Source organism: Virgibacillus profundi (assembly GCF_002287375.1).
GTDB lineage: Bacteria > Bacillota > Bacilli > Bacillales > Amphibacillaceae > Virgibacillus_K > Virgibacillus_K profundi.
This window is the reverse complement of record NZ_NPOA01000008.1, coordinates 37,999-60,089: the sequence shown is the minus strand read 5'-3', so window position 1 is coordinate 60,089 and position 22,091 is coordinate 37,999. Positions and strand designations below refer to the sequence as shown.

At 37.2% G+C, this 22,091-nt stretch carries 24 protein-coding genes; 12 read left to right on the top strand and 12 right to left on the bottom strand.

Translation table 11 applies throughout. The annotated features are described in order from the left end of the window. Nucleotides 1-106 precede the first annotated feature (106 nt). The 4 genes from spxA (at nt 107) to pepF (ending at nt 4,823) form a co-directional block, all read left to right on the top strand. A complete protein-coding gene (spxA, locus tag CIL05_RS12400) occupies nt 107-502 on the top strand; it encodes a transcriptional regulator SpxA (RefSeq protein ID WP_094884347.1) in 396 nt (131 codons plus the stop codon). 406 nt (nt 503-908) lie between these two features. Further along, a complete protein-coding gene (mecA, locus tag CIL05_RS12395) occupies nt 909-1,598 on the top strand; it encodes an adaptor protein MecA (protein ID WP_095655858.1) in 690 nt (229 codons plus the stop codon). 121 nt (nt 1,599-1,719) lie between these two features. After that, complete coding sequence (locus tag CIL05_RS12390; protein WP_095655857.1) at nt 1,720-2,910, top strand: competence protein CoiA; 1,191 nt, start codon at nt 1,720-1,722, stop codon at nt 2,908-2,910. 101 nt (nt 2,911-3,011) lie between these two features. Beyond that, nucleotides 3,012-4,823 carry an oligoendopeptidase F gene (pepF, locus tag CIL05_RS12385; protein ID WP_095655856.1) on the top strand — a complete coding sequence of 604 codons (1,812 nt, stop codon included), beginning with the start codon at nt 3,012-3,014 and terminating at the stop codon, nt 4,821-4,823. Nucleotides 4,824-4,864: 41 nt separating this feature from the next. Here pepF and CIL05_RS23060 read toward each other — a convergent pair whose 3' ends face one another. The 4 genes from CIL05_RS23060 to CIL05_RS12365 form a co-directional block, all read right to left on the bottom strand. Next, the gene (locus tag CIL05_RS23060) at nt 4,865-5,047 is read right to left on the bottom strand and encodes a hypothetical protein (protein WP_095655855.1); all 183 of its coding nucleotides are present in this window, start codon (nt 5,045-5,047) and stop codon (nt 4,865-4,867) included. A gap of 259 nt (nt 5,048-5,306) precedes the next feature. After that, nucleotides 5,307-6,200 (bottom strand): ClpXP adapter SpxH family protein, encoded by an 894-nt coding sequence (locus tag CIL05_RS12375; protein WP_095655854.1) that lies wholly within the window; start codon nt 6,198-6,200, stop codon nt 5,307-5,309. Between the two features lie 17 nt (nt 6,201-6,217). Further along, nucleotides 6,218-6,598, bottom strand: coding sequence for a globin domain-containing protein (locus CIL05_RS12370; RefSeq protein ID WP_095655853.1), 381 nt, complete (start codon nt 6,596-6,598; stop codon nt 6,218-6,220). A 135-nt stretch (nt 6,599-6,733) separates the two neighbouring features. Then, the gene (locus CIL05_RS12365; protein ID WP_095655852.1) at nt 6,734-7,306 is read right to left on the bottom strand and encodes a CYTH domain-containing protein; all 573 of its coding nucleotides are present in this window, start codon (nt 7,304-7,306) and stop codon (nt 6,734-6,736) included. Between the two features lie 605 nt (nt 7,307-7,911). Between CIL05_RS12365 and yjbM the strand changes: the two genes are divergently transcribed. From yjbM to CIL05_RS12350, 3 genes are read left to right on the top strand one after another with little or no spacing between them, the layout of a single operon-like run. Further along, nucleotides 7,912-8,520: a GTP diphosphokinase gene (gene yjbM / locus CIL05_RS12360; protein ID WP_095655851.1), complete on the top strand. Its 609-nt coding sequence runs from the start codon at nt 7,912-7,914 to the stop codon at nt 8,518-8,520. Nucleotides 8,521-8,560: 40 nt separating this feature from the next. Then, nucleotides 8,561-9,370 carry an NAD kinase gene (locus CIL05_RS12355; RefSeq protein ID WP_095655850.1) on the top strand — a complete coding sequence of 270 codons (810 nt, stop codon included), beginning with the start codon at nt 8,561-8,563 and terminating at the stop codon, nt 9,368-9,370. 15 nt (nt 9,371-9,385) lie between these two features. Further along, on the top strand, nt 9,386-10,270 hold the full coding sequence (locus CIL05_RS12350; RefSeq protein ID WP_095655849.1) for an RluA family pseudouridine synthase: 885 nt from the start codon (nt 9,386-9,388) through the stop codon (nt 10,268-10,270). Here CIL05_RS12350 and prpE read toward each other — a convergent pair. Then, on the bottom strand, nt 10,264-11,004 hold the full coding sequence (prpE, locus tag CIL05_RS12345; protein WP_095655848.1) for a bis(5'-nucleosyl)-tetraphosphatase PrpE: 741 nt from the start codon (nt 11,002-11,004) through the stop codon (nt 10,264-10,266). The two genes, CIL05_RS12350 and prpE, sit on opposite strands and share 7 nt — an antisense overlap. 207 nt (nt 11,005-11,211) lie before the next feature. Here prpE and mgtE point away from each other — a divergent pair, with 207 nt between their 5' ends. Then, on the top strand, nt 11,212-12,594 hold the full coding sequence (gene mgtE / locus CIL05_RS12340; RefSeq protein WP_095655847.1) for a magnesium transporter: 1,383 nt from the start codon (nt 11,212-11,214) through the stop codon (nt 12,592-12,594). Between the two features lie 573 nt (nt 12,595-13,167). After that, entirely contained in the window at nt 13,168-13,740 is a 573-nt protein-coding gene (locus CIL05_RS12335) for a CotO family spore coat protein (RefSeq protein ID WP_095655846.1), read from the top strand. Between the two features lie 131 nt (nt 13,741-13,871). Here the strand turns inward: CIL05_RS12335 and CIL05_RS12330 are convergent, their stop codons facing one another. Then, a complete protein-coding gene (locus CIL05_RS12330) occupies nt 13,872-14,330 on the bottom strand; it encodes a CotY/CotZ family spore coat protein (RefSeq protein WP_095655845.1) in 459 nt (152 codons plus the stop codon). Between the two features lie 202 nt (nt 14,331-14,532). Here CIL05_RS12330 and CIL05_RS12325 point away from each other — a divergent pair, with 202 nt between their 5' ends. The 3 genes from CIL05_RS12325 (at nt 14,533) to CIL05_RS12315 (ending at nt 15,541) form a co-directional block, all read left to right on the top strand. Then, complete coding sequence (locus CIL05_RS12325; RefSeq protein ID WP_095655844.1) at nt 14,533-14,904, top strand: hypothetical protein; 372 nt, start codon at nt 14,533-14,535, stop codon at nt 14,902-14,904. Nucleotides 14,905-14,957: 53 nt separating this feature from the next. Next, the gene (locus CIL05_RS12320) at nt 14,958-15,161 is read left to right on the top strand and encodes a hypothetical protein (protein WP_095655843.1); all 204 of its coding nucleotides are present in this window, start codon (nt 14,958-14,960) and stop codon (nt 15,159-15,161) included. A 116-nt stretch (nt 15,162-15,277) separates the two neighbouring features. Further along, nucleotides 15,278-15,541 carry a hypothetical protein gene (locus CIL05_RS12315; RefSeq protein WP_095655842.1) on the top strand — a complete coding sequence of 88 codons (264 nt, stop codon included), beginning with the start codon at nt 15,278-15,280 and terminating at the stop codon, nt 15,539-15,541. Nucleotides 15,542-15,598: 57 nt separating this feature from the next. Here the strand turns inward: CIL05_RS12315 and CIL05_RS12310 are convergent, their stop codons facing one another. The 6 genes from CIL05_RS12310 to CIL05_RS12285 form a co-directional block, all read right to left on the bottom strand. Next, the gene (locus CIL05_RS12310) at nt 15,599-16,315 is read right to left on the bottom strand and encodes a DUF421 domain-containing protein (RefSeq protein WP_095655841.1); all 717 of its coding nucleotides are present in this window, start codon (nt 16,313-16,315) and stop codon (nt 15,599-15,601) included. 251 nt (nt 16,316-16,566) lie between these two features. Continuing rightward, nucleotides 16,567-16,989 carry a GNAT family N-acetyltransferase gene (locus tag CIL05_RS12305; protein ID WP_095655840.1) on the bottom strand — a complete coding sequence of 141 codons (423 nt, stop codon included), beginning with the start codon at nt 16,987-16,989 and terminating at the stop codon, nt 16,567-16,569. After that, the gene (locus CIL05_RS12300; RefSeq protein ID WP_095656012.1) at nt 16,986-17,504 is read right to left on the bottom strand and encodes a YjcG family protein; all 519 of its coding nucleotides are present in this window, start codon (nt 17,502-17,504) and stop codon (nt 16,986-16,988) included. The genes CIL05_RS12305 and CIL05_RS12300 overlap by 4 nt, the downstream gene beginning before the upstream one ends. A gap of 143 nt (nt 17,505-17,647) precedes the next feature. Beyond that, a complete protein-coding gene (locus CIL05_RS12295; protein ID WP_095655839.1) occupies nt 17,648-18,373 on the bottom strand; it encodes an alpha/beta hydrolase in 726 nt (241 codons plus the stop codon). A 71-nt stretch (nt 18,374-18,444) separates the two neighbouring features. Beyond that, nucleotides 18,445-20,271, bottom strand: coding sequence for an ABC transporter ATP-binding protein (locus tag CIL05_RS12290; protein ID WP_095655838.1), 1,827 nt, complete (start codon nt 20,269-20,271; stop codon nt 18,445-18,447). Continuing rightward, nucleotides 20,261-21,991 carry an ABC transporter ATP-binding protein gene (locus CIL05_RS12285; RefSeq protein ID WP_095655837.1) on the bottom strand — a complete coding sequence of 577 codons (1,731 nt, stop codon included), beginning with the start codon at nt 21,989-21,991 and terminating at the stop codon, nt 20,261-20,263. Before CIL05_RS12285 ends, CIL05_RS12290 begins: the two co-directional genes overlap by 11 nt. Nucleotides 21,992-22,091 lie beyond the last annotated feature (100 nt).

Below are 22,091 nucleotides of genomic sequence, written 5' to 3'. Positions count from 1 at the left end.
ACAATTGTAGTATAATTTACATATAGGGTTAATTAAACTTATTTTAATCTAATAAGTAATTCAGTGTTTATGAAAATACCCATTTTAGAACGGGGAGTGAAGTTTTATGGTAACACTTTATACCTCACCAAGTTGTACATCTTGTAGAAAAGCAAAAGCATGGTTGGAAGAACATGATATACCGTTTAAAGAGCGTAATATATTCTCAGAGCCATTAACACTGGATGAGATCAAAGAAATATTGCGTATGACGGAAGATGGAACTGATGAGATCATCTCAACACGCTCAAAAGTCTTTCAAAAATTGGATGTCAATATTGAACAATTACCAATGAAAAACCTATTCAATTTGATCCAAAAAAATCCTGGTCTCTTGAGAAGACCAATTATTTTAGATGAAAAACGGCTGCAAGTGGGTTACAACGAGGATGAGATTCGGAGGTTCCTACCAAGAACAGTACGTACCTTTCAACTACGGGAAGCTCAAAGAATGGTTAACTAAGTTAGATAAAGAAATATTATAATGAAACGCAGATCACTTTTGTGGATCTGCGTTTTCAATTTTTTTAGTGACAAATAGGCAGAAATGGGTTAGAATATGATACTAACAATTCAAGATAATTCTGTATAACTGCGTGTTCAAAAAAGGGAAATAAACTTTATAAAATAAGTTTCAAAATATAGGCATATAAATTTCCAAAACACATCACATTATCATACAATGGTAATAGACATTCTCAGGCGCTGTCCTAAAATATCAATTAGGGACGGTGTGCATGGATAAATGAATGGTTAGGGAAATAGAATACAGGGTATTGAATGGTAAATAAGAAATAAATATTAAAATATAGATTAAGGTGAAGCGATCTCTTCTACCTGACTATTTTATGGAAAGGAGAGAAATTAAAATGGAAATAGAAAGAATAAATGAGAATACGGTTAAATTTTATATTTCCTATATTGACATTGAGGATCGTGGGTTTGAACGTGAAGAAATTTGGTATAACCGCGAACGAAGCGAGCAATTATTCTGGCAGATGATGGACGAAGTAAATTATAAGGAAGACTTCAATGTTGAGGGGCCATTATGGATTCAGGTTCAAGCAATGGAAAAGGGATTAGAGATCATTGTCACAAAAGCACATGTATCTAAGAATGGAGAAAACCTTGAACTTCAGACAGAGGACGGGAACATTGTTGATTTTCCAGTCGATAAAAAAATAGAAAATATTCTAGATGATAAATTTGGGAAATCCGAAGAGGGTGAGGATGAAGAATCTTCCCTTGAAGAAGAGAATCTGTGGATCATTGTAAGCTTTAAAGAATTCGAAGATGTCATTCAGTTAAGTCATTACTTTGATAACTATATTGAAAATGCAGAAGAAACGCTATACCATTATAATGATAAATATTACTTGTATATGGAATTTTCACAGGATTCGCTTGATGATCATCTACAGGAAAACATTATCAGTCAGGTATTTGAATTTGCTGAGGACACAGATATGACCATTCATTTGCTGGAGGAATATGGGAAAAAGGTCTTTGAAACAAATACATTTTCTCAGATCAGAACTTATTTTCCAGTTCAGGTTTAGGCACTCCTATAAAAGAGTGTCTATTTTTTTGCAAAAAAGTTTCCCATATATTAAAATCTTTAATTTTATAGCAGGATTATGATGATCTTTGTCGAATAGTGTATATTCAGGAGGTGGTCTCATGCTGCAAGCAAAATTAAAGGAAGGAAAGCTAGTAACGCTTGCCACATTTAATAGAAAAGAAATTGAACAAATGAAACAGCAGAAATGGAAATTTTACTGTCCTACCTGCAATCATGAAGTAATCATGAAAGCTGGGTCAAAAATGGTACCACATTTTGCACACATGTCCAAAATCCATTGTCCTTCAAACGAGGGAGGAGAGGGACCCTACCACGAGCAAGGGAAGCTCATGCTATATCAATGGTTAAAGAGCCAAAATATAAATGTACAGCTGGAAGCACATCTTAAGGAGATCAATCAACGTCCGGATTTGTTGCTGACAATCAATAATAAACGGATTGCGATGGAATACCAATGTGCACGCACACCGGCCGAACAGATAAAACAACGAAATGAAGGCTATAAAAGGGCTGGTATAACACCAATATGGATCCTCGGGGCCAAACGCTTCAATCGTCAGACTGGAAATCATTTTAGATTAGATCAGTTCACACTTCAATTTATCCACCAATTCTCATCTGGACTTCCACTAACATTATTTTACTTCTGCCCACAGACACTACAATTTATTATCATTCAGGATATTTATTTAACAAGTACAGGACAGGCCATCGGAAAAATCACTTCAACTAAATTAAACAACATAAGCTTTCCGGATGTTTTTATCCAGAATTCATTCTCCCCAAATCAACTGAATCAATTGTGGAAAAACGAAAAAAGGCAGTTCCGTTTAAAAACGAGAAAGAATCTTTATGGTAATGAACTGGCCTGGCATCAGTGGTTGTATTTGAAAGGAACCCACCTGGAATATCTGCCTTCAATTATTTACCTTCCTGTAGCTTCAGGTTATCTGATGAAAACGCCAGCATGGAATTGGCAAAGCCGACTATGTTTGGATGTTTTAGATAGGCTTGCAACCGGACAGACACTTTCCCAGAGATCAATTAAGTATCATTTAAGGAAACATATACAACAGCCGCGAGACTTCCCGCTGATTCCTTCTGAAGATAATCCAATTGAAAACTACCTTCAACTACTCACGCATTTAAATATCGTTAAAAAACTGTCTCCTTCTCATTATCAAAAGAAAAATTCCTTACAATTTTATAAGAGTATTGAAGAGTCATTACAGGGCGATAATGACTTAATGAATGCACTTGCAAATCATCCGGACAAAATACAAGCATGATATGATGATAATTCGTTATACTAAATAAATAGGGGTTTTTAAAGGAATTTAATAAAAAATCTAGAATTATTAATGGTATAGAGATAAAAGGAGGAATTATAGTGGCAAAAGCGACAAAAGAATTACAGAAGCGTAGTGAAATACCGGAAGAGTCAACATGGAGATTGGAAGATATTTTTGAAACAGATGAAGCATGGCAGAAAGAATTTAAAAAATTACAAGCAGATATTCCCGAGGTCGAAAAATATCAGGGGAAACTGGCGGATTCCGCACAAAACCTGTATGAATTATTGAAGCTGCAGGATGAAATTTCCGAACGCTTGGGCAGGCTGTATACATATTCGCATATGCGTTATGATCAGGATACAACAAATTCTTTTTACCAAAGCTTAAATGCTCAAGCTGAAAATGTACTGACACAGGCATCAAGTTCAATGAGCTTTATCGTACCGGAAATCCTTGCAATGGACGAGGCTAAACTAAATGGATTCCTTGAAGAAAAAGAGGAATTACAATTGTACAAAAAAACATTGGATGAAATTACACGTCAGCGTCCACATGTATTAAGCCAAAAAGAAGAAGTATTGTTAGCAGAGGCTTCAGAAACCTTATCCAATCCAGCACAAACATTTGGGATGCTTAATAATGCTGATTTAACATTTCCTGAAATTAAAAATGAAGATGGGGAAAAAGTAGATCTAACACATGGAAGGTATATCAAATTCCTGGAATCCAAAGATCGCCGTGTTCGTGAAGAAGCGTTCAAAGGAATGTATGATACGTATGGAAAATTTAAAAATACATTCGCATCGACATTAAGTGGAAATGTTAAATCAGATAACTTCAATGCAAAGATCCGCAATTATGAAACTGCAAGACAGGCGGCACTGGATAATAATAACATTCCCGAGCAAGTGTATGATAATTTAGTTGAAGCAGTAAATGAAAAATTACCAGTGCTTCATCGCTACACAAAATTACGCAAAAAAGTATTAGGGCTTGAAGAATTGCATATGTATGATTTGTTCACACCACTTGTAAAAGACGTGGACATGGAGATCCCATATGATAAAGCTAAAGAATATGTGCTTGCTGGTTTAGAACCACTTGGTAGTGAATATGTCGATATTCTAAAAGAAGGCTTTCAAAATCGCTGGATAGATGTGGAAGAAAATAAAGGGAAGCGCAGTGGAGCATATTCTTCCGGTGCATATGGTACAAATCCATATATTTTATTAAACTGGCAGAGTAATGTAAATGATACATTTACACTGGCACATGAGCTGGGCCATTCAGTGCATAGTTATTATACAAGAAAATCACAGCCATTTCGCTATGGTAATTATTCTATCTTTGTGGCAGAGGTTGCGTCAACAACGAATGAAGCATTATTAAATGATTATATGTTAAAAAATCTGGATGACGAAAAACAAAAGCTGTACTTGTTAAATCATTTTCTGGAAGGTTTCCGCGGAACTGTATTCCGTCAGACTATGTTTGCTGAATTCGAACATGATATTCATGTAAGATTGCAAAATGGTGAAGCATTAACAGCAGATAAACTTACCGAACTTTATTATGATTTAAATAAAAAGTACTTTGGTGATGACGTTGTCTCAGACGAGGAAATCGGTCTAGAGTGGGCGAGAATTCCACACTTTTACTACAATTACTATGTATATCAATACGCTACAGGATATTCAGCAGCAACAGCACTTGCCAAGGAAATCCTTGATGGAACGGACGGGGCTGTGGAGCGGTATCTTGACTTCCTAAAAGCGGGAAGCAGTGATTATCCAATTGAGGTTCTGAAAAAAGCAGGGGTGGATATGACCTCCAAACAACCAATTTTGGATGCATTAGATGTATTTGAAAGTAAATTGAATGAAATGGAAGAACTGCTTTTGAAATAAAAACAAAAATAAAACAGGATGATCACACAGATCATCCTGTTTTATCTCATTCTACCGCGGTATACGCGTCTATGTGTGAAGGAATAGATGGTTAAATAGATCGAAATAAATAATAATGGCAGCGTGAAATATAGCGGAATAAGTGACATTAGTCCAAGAACATTCAAAAAGAAAGCAAAGACGGTTAGGAAAAGAAAAAGAAAGGGGAGATGGCCTTCTTTCATACTTATTCACACCTTTCGTTAGGGTGGATGTTAGAGTATATGTTAACTATTTGTGAAGTAGAAGTGACATTTCTGTGAAGGAATGCACATACTTATTGATTCTAAAATAGAAACTTGGTATATTAAGAATGTAAGATAAATGAAACAAACAAAACCCCTTTGTTTGAACATGAAACTTTCTCCCATCCCCCTTTGTTTTATACAAAGAGAGATTAAAGGATATACGCTGCCCCGTATATCCTTTATTTTTGTCTGAAAGTTATATATTATATTTCCAAAACGATCCATATTTAACCGGAACCCTTTGTACTTTTTGTTTTAATTGCAGTTTCTTCATTTCTTTTTCTGTTTTGGCCATTGTCCAGTCATATACTACAGAAACCTCTTTGCCACCAACAACTTTGTAAAAAGCCAGAAAGTCTTCCAATGGCGGCTTTTCAGAAGGGATTGGACTTTTTTGAAGGATCTCCTGTAAAATATGAACGTAAATTTCATATGGATATAATCCGGAAATTTTAATACCCTGTTCTTCTACCAGCTGATTAAAAAACACGATCGTTGGGATATAGTCTACTTCCATTTCATGTGTCAATTTCAAATCACATTGAAAAGCTTTTTTAGCTGAATCAGAGTATAGGTCGCTTTTAAATTCGACTATATCGAGATTTGCTTCAGTTGCGCAATCAATGAGTACCTGTTCGTCAGAAATATTTTGTTTATTCAGGAAGACATTTTCCTGCACTTTACGTAAAAAAACTCTACCGGCTTTTTTACCTTGCAGCTCGGCAGCTTTTATAGCTAATGATGCAAGCCATGGCAATGAAACTGGATTCTCAACCCACAAATCACCATCACAGCTCATACCTGTTCTTTTCGCAGTTTTTTCCCAGATGTCTCTGATTTTTTTCGGTTTATCAAATTGATCTTTATTTAATGTATTTAAATGACCACTTACAATCGGGCGTATCGTAAAAAATCGTCCATACTCAATAGAAAGCTTTTTTAAAATAGGTTCCAGAGACCAGCATTCGGGGCAAAGAGGGTCAATAAAAACGTAAATTTCAATCGGTTTTTGTACAAAATCAAAAAAGCTATATTTATCCGATGTGTTTGTTTGTGATGAGCTGTTTAGCTCAGTTTGATTCCAACTCACACCGATTCTCCTTTCTATTATTCTGGTGTATTCATCATGTGGTTTGCGGTCATGGTTAGTCTTTCGAATATAGCTGTACGGTATGGTTCTTCAATTTCTGCTTCAATTAGTGCTTCACCCATGCATTCCAGCCAGGCATCCCGTCTCTGGGGTGTAATTGGAAAGGGCAGATGTCTTCTCCTCATCATGGGATGACCGCGGTCTTCTTGATATAGTTTGGGTCCACCAAAAAATTGTGTTAGAAATAAACGCTGTTTCCTAGCTGTTTCTGTTAAGTCTTCGGGAAATATAGGAATAAGCTTTGGATGTTGGCCTACCCGCTTATAAAATGCAGTAACAAGCCTATCTATCGAATCAAAGCCACCAATCGATTCAAATATTGTTCCAGAGTGCGTCATATATCTATCCCCTTATTTGATTCTCTGCTACATTTACATTTATTTAATATGTACATTATATTGTAGCAACGGAACATGGTCTGGGCAAATGATCTGACTTTTTGTAGAGGATGTACAATTTTTAGTATAAACAGCCTATATTTCAATAGTTGAAAAAAAACGCTTTATTTTATTGGGCGTTTCTTTTTTATGGATTTGATGCTCCGTTAGCAAGGAGTTGAATGCTTCCAGGCCAATAGCTTCAGTTGGTGCTTCAAGCTCCAATTCATAATCGGAATGACCATTATATTTACTGTAATCCAGAACGAGTAATACATTGTTATATTTCACTTCACGTCGTTCGGTCGTCAGGCTTCCATAATAGATTAAGTTTTCAGGTGAAATCCCTTTTTCTGTCAGTTGTTTAGTTGTATGCTCTTTTTTCACTATATTTCCATTGATCCAGGAATGTGCTTCCTGTTTTGTTAAAGCATCATGTGTTTCGAGCAACCCCTGTGGATGAGGTTCCTTTAATGTCAGTTTATATTTTCCATTCTTTTCTCTAATTCTTAAAGCACAGCCATTTTCTTTTAGTGTGAAATCTTTTGTTTCAAAGTAATAGTTCGTTTGTGTTTCACTATATTCAGGAAAAGGAAGATTATACAATAATCGGTTAAACTCTTCCTTTGTTAATAAATTTTTATATTCGATTTCGATTTCCTGTGTCATGGAACAAGCCCCCATATCTTAGAAAACTTGGCTTATTGTCAAGCTTTAAAGGCGAATGCCTTAGTTGTTTTCCGCTGCGGACCGTTGCTTTCCGCGGGCACGGCTTCAGCCTCCTCGAGAAACCCACTCTGCGGGGTCTTCAGACACGTGCTTTTCCCGCAGGAGTCAACGGTCCTCCGCTCCAAACAACCGCTACAAATGTGCAAGCATTTGTTTAAATTAATCAAGAAATTTAAACAAAGTTCTAAAGCGCAATTCTAGCGGAGGAAACACATTGAAGACTCCTGCGGGAGGAAAGGCATAGGTGAGACCCCGGAGTGCGTAGCACGAGGAGGCTCACCAGCCGCCCGCGGAAAGCGAAATGTGTTTCCGTAGCGAATCCTTGCTCTCAACCAGCGTTTATAAAAAAATTCGCTATCAGTGTAAAAATGGTTACATTTGATTATGGCTAATTCTTATAGAATATGCAAAGATTAGCCATTAACAAAAATTGTGATAAAATGGTATTGGCATCTCTAGTAGTGGTTTAAACATTCACTCTAAGTGCCAGTTCAAGAAGGAAGAATTCAATTGTCTTTTTTAGATGAATACAGGTGGTGTTGACGATGAATTGGGGAGCAATACTTGCACCTTATGCACAGGTCGTTGAAGAATTGAAAGTAAAATTAAAAGGGATTAGATCACAGTTTGAATACGATTCAAGACATTCTCCCATTGAGTTTATTGTGGGCAGGGTGAAACCAATTCCGAGTATTTTGGAAAAGGCTGAAAGTAAACAAATCCCTTTAGAAAATATAGAAAAACATATTCAGGATATTGCCGGTGTACGAGTGGTTTGTCAATTCGTTGATGATATTTACACGATTGTTGACATGCTTCGTACACGCAAAGACTTAAAGATAATTGAAGAAAAGGATTATATTGCCAGAAAGAAAGAGAGTGGCTATCGGTCATACCATATGATTATTGAATATCCTGTGGAAACGATCGCTGGAATAAAAATAGTCCTTGCTGAAATTCAAATACGTACATTAGCAATGAATTTCTGGGCAACAAATGAGCATTCCCTTAATTATAAATATAAAGGAAGTATTCCAACAGAAATTGAAAAAAGACTGCAACGTGCTGCAGAAGCTGCATTTAAATTGGATGAAGAAATGTCTAAAATAATGCATGAGGTACAAGAAGCGCAACGGATTTTCCATAGAAAGTGATTACATAAATTATTTTAGAGGTGAAGGAGCTGATTCTTAAGTGAAATTTAAAATTGTGTCAAAAGGTGATGAACGTTCGAATAAAATTAAAGCTACCATGAAACAATATCTAACTGAATTTGATTTGGTATATGATAAAGAAACACCGGATCTTGTTATTTCTGTAGGTGGGGATGGAACTTTTCTTGAAGCATTTCACCGCTATGTACATCGATTAGAACATACGGCATTTGTCGGTGTTCATACAGGACATTTAGGGTTTTACGCAGATTGGACACCTGATGAATTGGAAAAATTAATCATTGAGATTGCAAAAACACCTTTTCAAGTTGTAGAATATCCTTTGCTTGAAGTAACCATTCGTGCTGAATCAGGTGGGAAAGAAGACCGCTTTCTTGCATTGAATGAGGCGATGATAAAGACCGCAGATGGGTCCGTTGTATTTGATGTGGATATCAAGGGAGAGCATTTCGAAACATTTCGTGGAGATGGACTATGTGTTTCCACACCTTCCGGAAGTACAGCATATAATAAAGCTTTGGGTGGAGGAATTATTCACCCATCCCTTGAGGTGATCCAGCTTACAGAAATGGCTTCCATTAATAATCGGGTTTTTCGTACCATTGGTTCGCCATTAATATTACCAAAGCATCATACATGTCTCCTAAAGCCTGTCGTAAATCGGAGCTTTTTAATTGCAATTGATCATTTTACAACGAATTATACAAATGTAAAATCAATTCAATGTCGTGTTGCTGAGGAACGGGTTCGTTTTGCCAGATTTAAACCATTTCCTTTTTGGAACAGAGTACGTGATTCCTTCGTAAGCGAAGATGATAATAGAGTATAGTGACGGTGAGTGGGAATGAAATGGACGATACTTAATAAACATAACGACATGATCGTTCGTGATTATTTGCAAGAAATCCATGGTTTTTCAAGAAGATTGATTAAAAGTGTAAAATTCGATGGGGGAGACATACTTGTAAATGGTACGGGGAAAACAGTAAGATACGCCTTGAAAACAGGGGACTTACTGGAGGTTAAGTTTCCTCCCGAAGTTGTGGCAAATCATATGAAACCGGAAAAAGTGGATCTGCCTATTATTTATGAGGATGATGCCATTATTGTGATAGACAAGCCACCACAAATGGCGACTATTCCATCGCTAAATCATACTGCAGGTACTCTCGCTAACGGGCTTTTAGGTTATTATGAGAAGAATGATATTCCATTTACTGTACATATTGTTACAAGACTGGACAGGGATACATCGGGATTAGTATTAATAGCTAAACATCGATATAGTCATTCTTTACTTTCTGCCATGCAAAAAACGGGTGGGCTGAAACGGAAGTATAAGGCGGTTATTGAGGGTAAGCTGTCGAAAAGAGAAGGAACAATCGATGCTCCTATCGGAAGGAAAGCTGGCTCTATTATTGAAAGGACAGTAATAGATACAGGGAAACAGGCAATTACTAATTATAAGGTTATCGATGAACGCATGAATCATTCATTAATAGAGATTGAGCTTGAAACAGGCAGGACACATCAGATCAGGGTGCATTTCTCATACATTGGGCACCCTCTTGCAGGCGATGATTTATATGGTGGCTCAACTGACATAATTACCCGCCAGGCATTACATTGTTATGAAATAAGCTTTGAACATCCGTTAACGAAGAAGCATCTGCTGTTTACGTCTGAACTGCCGGAAGATATGGAACAATTAGTATCTGGATTTCATTGAAAATAAGTAAATTTTTCTGCAATAAACTGCTGCTTTGATGGGACGCTTACTGTTTTTTCTTCAGGCAGACGAAACGCTGTTAAAGCATGTCCAAACACGCAGCCTGTATCAATATTAATTGTTTTATTTATTTTGCGCGGTTGTTTTACAGGTGTATGTCCATAAACAATCCAATGATCCCCAACGTAATCCTGGGCCCAGTCCCTGCGGAGCGGTCGACCATCTTCCAGGAATTCTCCGGTGACGTCACCGTAAAGTACGAATGTTTTCACCTTTTTATCAAAACGGCCAATATAGGATTCCTTTATACCGGCATGTGCTATGATCACTTTCAGTTCTGGCAGCTGTAGGTAGAGAGGAGATTCCTCGTATAATCTCATGAATTGATTGGATACTTCTTCTTGTTTGTGATCAGGTAATGCTTTATATTCTGCTACCGTTGTTTCCAATCCATGGCGTTCATGAACTTTATTCCCCAGAAAATAGCGATACAACTTATTGCAATGGTTGCCAGGCACGTATTTTGCTTTACCATGAAAAATTACCATTTCATAAACAAGCTGAACTACATCAAGGGAAGCTGGCCCCCTGTCTGTAATGTCCCCTAAAAATACAGGTATTCTGCCATCAGGGTGAATATATATATTATTTTGTTTTTGATAACCAAGCACAGAAAATAGTTCGTGTAATTCATTAATGCAGCCGTGTACATCACCTATGACATCAATTTTCATAAATAAACCACCTTGCTATTTGCTTAATTTGGTGTATCGGATTATTATCTTTTGCATGTTTTGTATATAATGGATATTTATAGATTACCCATCCCTTTCTATTTTATAGCAAGTGTATCGTAAATTGCTGAATTTTGGAATTGTTTCATATCGATAAAAGCCGGGAAATATTTATTATTCGGTTGTGGCAAGAGAGGACGTGTTCGAGTGGAAGCTTATAATAAATTTGATAATAATAATGAAGATAAATACGAAGAACATCGTAAGAAACTAAGGGCAGCATTAAAGGAAGAACAAATGGAACAGTTTCGATTTGAATTCCTTGATATGCATCCATATGATCAAGCGATGTTTTTTATGGAGCAGCCAAAAGATTCCCGCATGCAGATTTATTCCTATTTATCCCCTGAAGAAATCGGGGAGTTAATGGAAAGCATTGAACTGGAAGATATAGAGGTCTTCTTTGCAGAAATGGATCCTCGTTTCGCATCTATGGTTCTTGCAGAAATGGCAGTGGATAATGCAGTAGATATTTTAAACGAGCTGGATAAAGATCAAGTTGTCAGTTTTTTAACAATTATGGATAAAGAAGCGGCAGACGAAATTAAACAATTGCTTCACTATGAAGAAAAAACTGCCGGTAGTATAATGACTACTGAATTTGTTGCATTATATCAAACACAAACGGCTAAAGAGGCAATGCAGCGACTAAAAGATAGAGCTCCGGATGCAGAGACCATTTATTATTTATATATCCTCGATGATGATAAACGATTGGTAGGAGTGCTTTCTTTACGGGATTTAATTATAGCCGATGAAAATATGCGCATTCAAGAGATCATGAGTGAAAAAATTGTTACAGTCTCCGTTGCAAAAGACCAGGAAGAAATTGCACAAATGATGCGGGATTATGACTTCCTTGCACTACCGGTAGTTGATTTTCAGGATCATTTATTAGGGATTATTACAGTCGATGATATTATGGACGTTATGGAAGAAGAAGCAAGTGAGGATTATTCCAGATTGGCAGGTGTGTCCGAGGTAGAACGCAGTGATGATAATGCATTCATTTCTGCGAAAAAACGTCTGCCATGGCTAATTATTTTGCTGTTTTTAGGAATGTTTACGGCAAGTCTGATTGGCCGATTTGAAGAAACACTAGATCAGGTGGCAGTATTAGCTATCTTTATTCCATTAATTGCCGGAATGGCCGGAAATACCGGAACACAAGCCTTGGCAGTAGCTGTCCGCGGACTGGCGACAGGTGAATATGGTAAACAAGGAAAGACAAAACTGATGATACGAGAAGCAGGTACAGGCTTAATTACAGGAACTGTCTGTGGAATTGTAATTACAGTTGTTATTTACTTATGGAAGGGCGATATATTCTTAGGGTTGCTTGTAGGAATTTCAATTATGGCCACATTAATTGTAGCAACCCTGGCCGGATCACTGATACCAATAATAATGGACCGTTTTAAAATCGATCCCGCCGTAGCATCCGGCCCATTTATCACTACAATAAATGATATTATCTCGATTTTAATCTATTTTGGCATGGCAACAGCATTCATGAACTTTTTGATTTAGGATTTTGTAGGGGTAGCAGCATTCTGTAGGGGATGCTGTTTTTTTGTTTGGGTGGTGTGATATTGGCTGTAGAGCAGTGAAAATATCGTCCGGAGATCGAATATATCGTCCGGAGCCAGGAAATATCATCTGGAGATCAAATATATCGTTCGGAGCCAGGAAATATCATCCGGAGATCGAATATATCGTCTGGAGCCAAGAAATATCCTCCGGAGATCAAATATATCGTCCGGAGCCAGGAAATATCCTCCGGAGATTGAATATATCGTCTGGAGCCAAGAAATATCCTCCGGAGATCAAATATATCGTCCGGAGCTAAGAAATATCCTCCGGAGATCAAATATATCGTCCGGAGCCAAGAAATATCCTCCGGAGGTCGAATATATCGTCCGGAACCAAGAAATATCGTCCGAAGATCGAAAATATCATCCGGAGCCAGGAAATATCCTCCGGAGATCGAATTACCTAGAAATAAGAGCAAAAACATTATTTCCCAAATTACCGCACCAAACACATTTCATTTACTGGGTTCATATAATGGGTTGACGAATTAAATAAAGGGGAGATTCATACATGGGAAAGAAGAAAATTGCGAGGGAGCCGCTGCTTTATATTCACCAGCCCACGAATCAGACGCCTAAAGCGCCGATGCAGTATAACTATGTTACTCCAAAAAAGCGTAGCGAACCTGAACAACAGCAGGGGGATACATCGACAGGCTCCGCTCCAAAGCGTCCGGTAAAGCGTAATGCTTATTATAAGGAATTAAATCGAACTGAAAACAGTGAAGATAACAATGAAGTAGATGATCGGGAAGATCCTGAAGACTCAAACGAGCAGAACTACCAATACGATACGGACGGCCAGGATGAACCAGAAGCAGCATTAGATAAAGATAAACCATCGACTCATGGGGAATCAATAAAATTTAAAGATATGACTCTGGAGGAAAAGGTTGCTTATTTTGTAAATAAACCAAGCTATACACCGAAAATGAGATGTGAAGTGAAGACAGAAGAAAAAACATATCGTGGAATTATTACGGATTACAAAGAAAATGATGTTTTTATACGTGTAGGAAAAAGATCCACAAGTACACAAATTCCAATGGACAAAATAAGTAATATTCGCATGCTGGGATTTTAGGCACACTAATTAGATTTTATAGTAGTACCTTGTTTCCTCGGAAACCGCTATACTTTCCAATAAAAAATACACCAGGGAAAAGAGGGATGAACCTCTTCTCAATGGTGTATTTTCATTTTGTTCACTTGCTATTAGTTAAATGCATCAATTGCTGGTAAGCAAGTAACGTGGCAGAAACAGCTTAAATCAACTGTAATACAGATTCCTGTAGCACGAAGACGTCCTGTATGCTGTTCAACAGGATTATGCGGATTATCTTTATCGTCATCTCTGTCTCTTAGTAACTCAAGAACTGCACAGCAATCATCTGTGACTTTCTTAACTCTGAAGTAAAAGCTGGCTTCTACATCGCGGATTCTTCTCGGATGTGCACCGAAACCTTTGAATGGTGCGCAATTTCCTTTACAGTACAAAAGAACAGGTACAGTATCTAAACCATTTCCGTCGTCTCTTTCGCCTAGCAAATCTTGAATGGACTGATCACAGCTGCTATCACAACAATTTTCTACAACATCATTTTGAGCATCTGCAATTTCCTTTAGAACATCACATACACAATTACCTGTGTCAAAGTCTTTTCCACAACCCATGAAATATTACTCCTTTCAAAATGTAATTGACTCAGTTGTCTTTAATAGAATATGTGTTAGTACACAGATTGTGTGGGCATTTATCGGGGTTCCAATAGATAATTATCATTGGATTTTCTAATAAAAGGGCGAATGTCTATACTTGGGTACCAATTTCTACATAAGCTAATAAAGACCTAACTTAAGAAGGGGTGAAAGCAAGATGTCCGGAAAGAAACAAGTTATCCATGTGAAAGATTTAGTGATTAAAGCTGATAACGTCATTTTGGAACGTCCACATCGCCACGATCGTGATCCATTTTTCGGATCAAATCAAGACCATGATAAAGACGAGAAGGAAGAGTCAGATAGCAGGGAACATCGTGATCCATTTTTTGGTTCCGTACGAGGCCATGATGAAGATAAAGAAGATGATGAAAGTCCAGAATCGTCGGAACACCACCAACAGCGTGATCCATTCTCCTGGTTTACACAGAGTCGTGAAGATGAAGAAAGTCACAAGTCAGATGATCACAGAGATGATCATGAAGAAGATGATGATGAAAATAAAAGAAAGCCATTTTCCTGGTTTTAAAATAGGGCAGCTATCTTTTAGCTGCCTTTTATTTACTGTTTGGAGTGGATAGAATGAAAAAAACGCCTATTCCTGGATTGAAACATTTACGTGCAATTGACAAGCATTTAGAAAAAAATGAAAAATACTTTCATAGACCAGAAAAGAAAATGCATGAATTTGAAAAGGAAATCTTAGAGTGGAATGATGAATTTCTGAAATCAATTACAAAAATTGAAGATGCAATAAAAGAACTGGAAAAAAGAATGGAAGGCTAAATGGAAGGTTTATAACTTTTTAAAAACGGGTATATGTAAGTAAGAACAGTCATAAAAATAGGAATACTTGCGAATATTATTTTAAATAGTCAGTGAAATAAAGGGGAGGATTATTTGTGGGGTATATCTTACCGATAGAGCATTATCAGTATAATGATTATCAAAAACGTGTTATACAAGAGAAACGCAATCCACAATTTATTGAGCGGCCATTTAAAGTGATATTGGAAAAACAACATCAGGAAATAATAAGCGAATATGACCGGCTAAATGGAGTTCCTGAAAGCAAGCGGTATCCTGTTGGACTTGATGCGCTAAATGCAGAGAGGTATTATGGAGAATTAACAGGAAAAGGGCAGAAATTCAGCGAAAGTGTATAGTTATTACAAAATTAATCTATAAAATAACATATATAATTATTAAATAAGGTATGAAGACTAATCGTGATAGTCTTCATACCTTTCATGATCTCGATTTACAAACGGAAGGACAAATAGCTTTTTACCTTTTGTATATTCTGCGTAAAATACATCTTCAATTCTTGCGTATTTTTGCTTTCTTAATTCATCCTTTAGCCATTCCTCAGTTAAATTATTCTCTATTAGATTATCATAAATTATTTCCCCATCATTTATTAAGGTTATAGCCAGCGCAACATGTTGTGGAGCTATTTGCATATCGCTTTTGTTTGGGGTCTGAAAAGGGGATTTCTTCAGGACAGACACAGTTCCATTTGTCTCTAAAACAGCATATTCTACCTCTTGAATCGAGAAAACATCTTTTCCTCTAAGCAGGTTTTGCAATTGGTTGATGTCCAGCTTGTTTTTTTTCATTGTATCACGTATTAATTTTCCATTATAAATTATGATGGAAGGACTACCTTCCAGGAGTGCACGGGTTCCTTTGAATTTTTGCGAGATGATTTCTGTGAAATATAATAAGCCTCCCCATAAAATAATCACGAATGCTATTTCAGGAATACCTGCCTTTTCATCAAATAATGCATTTCCGACAAGTTCACCCAAAATTAAAGCGGAAATAAAATCGAAAGCAGTTAATTGGCTGATTTGTGTTTTTCCCAGTATTTTAGTTAAAATAAATAAGGTAAAGAACCCAAAAAGTGTTTCAAATAACATCGGTAAATAATTAGACACTGTTTTCATCCCCCTTTAAACATTTAGGGGTTAGTTTAACCGAGAAATATCGGATTCATGCATAGCAATAAAGCAAATAAACATCAGCATCAGTAGAAGGACTTGAACGCCCTAAGAAGAGTACATGAATATACATAAAAAAGGAAGAGAACATCCATAAAAGTGAGCACGGAACTTTCGTACGAAAACACAATATCCAAATAAGAAATCAATAAAAATGAGCGCTCCATTTAAAGTGGAGCGCTCATCAATTATAATTCTTTTACCATTGTGACATGTGGTATGCCTGCATCCATAAATTCTCCGGAAACTGTTTCATAGCCCAGTTGTTGATAAAATTCTATAGCATGTGTTTGTGCGTTGAGTTTGGCCTTCGTGAAGCCTTTTTCTGAAATGATTTCTTCCATTGCTGTGATAATTTGTGTTCCGTGTGATTTTCCGCGATGCTCTTTTATAACACATATGCGTTCAAGCTTGCCATAGCTGTCAACGAAGCGAAGACGGCTTGCTGCAATGGGTTCGCCTTCTTCATAACCGACGAAGTGAATGGCAGTTTCATCATGCTCGTCAAGTTCTTCTTCTGGTGATACCTTTTGTTCTTCAACAAAAACAACCATTCGCACGTGCTTTGCCGCCTCGAACTCATCCAGTGAGTCGACTAGCTTAATGTTCACACGTGTTCCTTTCCAAACACAAATGATTCAAACACGGTCCATGCTCCATTGTCCAATTGATATAGAAGCTGGAACCGGTCAATTTTATCTTCAACCTGGAAGTTTTTCATTTTCATACTTCCAAACACATCGGAATATTCATCTTCCAATAATTTCTGCGCAACAGTAATATGCGGGACGAAGGAAAACTCTCGATTATCAGGGAATTTCCCGGAATGCAGTTTTTCATATAAATCAATTATTTCCTGAATTGGCTCGACTTTTAAATAAATCGTATTGGTTACAGGAGCAAATGTGCTGACTTTATTTACATTAATGGTAAAAGGTTCTGTTTCATTTGCAATGTGTTTTAGTTCGGTAACTAATTCATCAATTGTTTCATCGTCTGCTTCAAATGATTCCTTCAAAGTAATATGTGGTGGAATCAAAGCATAATGCGGATCATATCGCTTTCTGTACGAATTTGCTTCATCCTGAATGGCCTTTGATGGGAAAAATGCTATACCATATTTCATCATTAAAAAACCTCCTATAATATTTACCATTTTTTAAAAGTACTGCATATGATGGATCAGTCTATCGTATTTTTAAGCATTATCTTTTATTATAACAAAGATTGGAGCAAAATAAGAGATCTATTTTCATATTATTGTAAATATTAATTAAACATTGTAGTAAGCACACGCTTCATATCCTTCTGCCAATACTTCCATGTATGCTGTCCGTCCTCTAATTCATGATAATGGTAGCTGACGCCTTTTGTTTTTAAAAGATCATTTAATTTGCGATTTGGTGTGACGAAATCGGACTTTTTACCATCTGTCGTATCAATTGAAGTTTCAGCTGTTCCAATTGTATGATACATATCGATCGAATGAATATCTTTTGCATTGTCCACAGCATCAAGCACTGTTTGATCAACATAGGGTGACTGCATAATCACCTTGCCGAATGTATTCGGATATTTGAGTGCCGTCATTAAAGCTAATGTACCTGCAAGTGAGTCACCCATCAATGCACGGGACTGTCCCATATGATAGGTGGGAAGCTCATGATCAAGCAGTGGAACAACCTCATGGACTAAAAATTTGGTGTAGGCTGCATTTTGTTCTCCTGATGGATGATATTTTTTCCTGCGATCAAATTTATCCCTGTAGTGAATGCCGGCAAATACGGTGTTCGTAATTTCCTGTGCCGCGTGTAATCGGTCACTTAACGTTGCAATTCTTCCCATTTGAAAATAATCATTACCATCCTGCATGATACAAATATTATATTTATATAATGGAGAGAAACTTTCAGGCTGGTATATTTTTAATGTCATTTCTTCATTTAAATAGCTGCTATCAATTATTTTTTCTATAAAAGCACCTTTTCGACCCATGTAGACACCTCAATTAACTATATATTCCCGAATTTTCCTTAGGTAAACGAGCTACGTCCATTATAGCCCGATCAATTCGCTTTTTCTAATAATTGTCCTTTGAATAATTTGTAGTAACTTCCCTGAAGGTCCAGAAGTTCATCATGGCTCCCTTGTTCAAGGATTTCGCCATGCTCGAGCATAATAATTTTATCCGCCTCTTGGATTGTATTCAGGCGATGGGCAATAACAAAGCTTGTGCGGCCTTTCATCAGGCGTTTCAAGGCATCCTGAATTTTTAATTCTGTAATTGTATCAATATTACTTGTTGCTTCATCAAGTACAAGAATCGCTGGTTCGGCAAGTAAAGCCCGTGCAATTGTTAATAGCTGCTTTTGCCCCTGACTAATACCACTGCCATCCTGATCTAAAATGGTATCATATCCGCCCGGAAGTTTTTCTATGAAATCATGTGCATTGGCATCCTTTGCCGCAATAATAACTTCTTCATCTGTTGCATCCAGACGGCCATAACGGATATTTTCCCTAATTGTATCATGGAATAAAAAGGAATCCTGCAAAACAAATGCCATATGTTTACGAAGATTTGACCGTTTAATATCCTTCAAATCAGTCCCATCCAATGAAACTTTCCCACTATCATAATTATAAAAACGGGAAATCAGATTAATGATCGTCGTTTTCCCTGCACCTGTATGACCAACAAAGGCAACCGTCTCACCAGGTCTTGCTTCAAAGCTGATATTTTTTAAAATAGGTGTCTCTTCATAAGCGAAGGATACATCTTCAAAAGCTACATGCCCGGTTGTTGAGGTAAGTTCCTTTGCATGATCCTCATCTGTCTCTTCTTGTTTTTCATCAATTACATTAAATACACGTTCAGCCCCAGCCACAGCTGAAAGCAGAATATTAAATTGGTTGGAAAGCTCATTCAATGGTCTGGTAAACTGACGTGCATATTCTGTGAAAATAACAATTACACCAACCGTAACAAGTCCTGTACCGTTAATGGCAAGAATACCACCAACCAATGCAATCAGGCCAAAGCTCAGGAAGTTCAGCATATTCATTACTTTTGGGATAAATCCGGAAATTGTCAATGCCCAGAATCCGGTATTTTTCAGCTTATTATTTCGTTCTTCAAATTCACGAATAACCCTGTCTTCTTGGGAGAAAGTCTTTACAATATGCTGACCTGACACAATTTCCTCAACATAGCCATTTACTTCACCAAGATCATTTTGCTGCAGTTTATATAATGGACCGGTCCGTTTCGTAATCCATTTCATTCCTAAAAACATCAATGGAATGATCGACATCGTTACAAATGTAAGAATCGGACTGAGATAAAGCATAACACCAACAGTACCGACAAGTGTCAGCACACTGGCAAAAATCTGAATGACGGACTGATTCAATGTATTGTTCACATTATCAATATCATTTGTTACACGGCTCATCAATTCCCCATGCTGCCGTTTATCAAAGTAAGAAATAGGCAGGCGATGGAACTGATGAAATAAATCAGAGCGCAGTGCATATACGGTGTTTTGTGCAATTCCTACCATCCAAAAGTTTTGCATGAAAATCGATACAGAATGGAATAAGTAAATGATGACCAGCCAAACAAGGAGAATGCCAAGACCAGCACTTTCCTTTGTTACAATAAAATCATCAATTGCCATTCCGATCATAAATGGCCCAAGCAGGCTTAACCCTGAACTGATCAGTACCATTAAAATAACGAGTGTCAGTTTAGCTTTTTCACGAGCTAAATAGGACCAGATTCGTTTAATGGTACCGGCAGTATTTTTTGCTTTCTTTTTCTTATTTGTTTCAATATTATCAAGGGCTATTCTTTCATATTGAAAAGGCTTCTTTAGCTGACTACCTGGCATATGCATACTCCTTTCCAAATTGTGACTCCACAATTTCCCGGTATAGATCGGATTTCTTCAACAGTTCCTCATGTGTTCCCATTGCAAGAACTTTTCCATCATCCATCAGTAAAATTCGATCAGCACTAATGGCTGTGGATATTTTCTGTGTAATAATTAATGTTGTGCAATCATAATCCTGGATTGCCGTAAGCAAGCGTGATTCTGTTGCTAAATCAAGGGCACTTGTACTATCATCAAGCATTAAAATTTTCGGTCTGCGAATTAGCGCACGAGCAATGGAAATACGCTGCTTCTGTCCACCAGATAAGTTAACCCCTTTTTGCCCGACTTTTGTGTCATATTGATGTGACAGTCCCATAATCGTGTCATGGATCTGTGCGTCCTTGGCTGCCTGAATAATTTCGTCTGTTGTCGCACCATTTTTACCCCAGGCGATATTATCAGTGATCGAGCCCGTAAACAGAAGGGGACTTTGTGGTACATAGCCAATACTGCCTCTAAGCTGATCTAGTATATAGGAAGAAACTGGTTTACTGTCAATTAAAATTTCACCCTGATTGATATCATAAAGACGTGGTACAAGCTGGAATAATGATGTTTTTCCTGTACCGGTCGCACCAATTATCGCAAGCTTTTCACCAGCATCCACGTTGAATGAAATATCCTTTAAGACTGTTTTATTTGTACCTGGATAAGCAAAGGATACATTTTGATATTCAATTTTACCTTTTGTTACGACAGCTTGCTTATCTGCATCCTGATGATCTACAAGATCGACATCTAATGTAAGTACCTCGCTAATTCTACTGGCAGATGCTTTCGTACGGGAAAAGGCCAGGATAATAAATGTAAACATGGAAATAGCCATGGAGACACGGAGTGCATAGTTAACAATGGTAACAACCTCACCAACGGAAGTTTCTCCGGCAATAGACTGTACATTTCCAAACCAAATAATGAAAATCAGGCTTAAATTCATAATAAACAAAAGAATAGGCATAGATGCTTCCACAAAGCGAAATGTTGTCCGAGTAATATTTGCCAAATCACCATTTGCCTTTGTAAAACGATTTTCTTCATGATTCCGACGAAGGAAAGCTTTAATAAGCCGCATGCCTGCAAGGTTTTCCTGCATTACCCTGTTAACATTGTCGACATTACGCTGTACCTTATCAAACATTTTACTGGCAACCTTCAGTACCCATAATAGGAAAAGGATAAGGAGTGGAACGGTAACCACGAAGATAAGTGCAAGTCTTGCGTTCACTACAAATGCCATGATGACTCCACCAAGAACAATTAATGGAGCTTTTGCCATAATCCGAAGTGCCATAAAAATGGTATTCTGGATCTGCCTGACATCATTTGTAAATCTTGTAACAAGCCCGGAAGTGGGGTATTGATTTAAATTTTTAAATGAAAAGGCTTGAATCTTCTCAAATAATTTCTGGCGAATGTCATATCCAAACGCAAAACTCACATGCGATGAATAAAAGGAATTAATAATCCCGGCGACAAATCCTGCAAATGCAAGGCCAATCATAATACTGCCCCACATCATGATATTATTTATATCTTCTTCGATGACCCCATTATTAATCATCAGCCCCAGAAAGAAGGGAAGAAGCAGCTCAACAGCCAGCTCAACAAAAGTTAAGCAATAAGCAATAATAATGGGTAGTTTATATGATTTTAAAGGCGAAAAAACATTTCTCACATTGACCCTCCGTAAATATAAAATAAATGTAATTTTTCTATTATTATAATGGTAAAATGAACTTTTATCCAGTATTTGTTTCGAGTTACGAAATGATTTT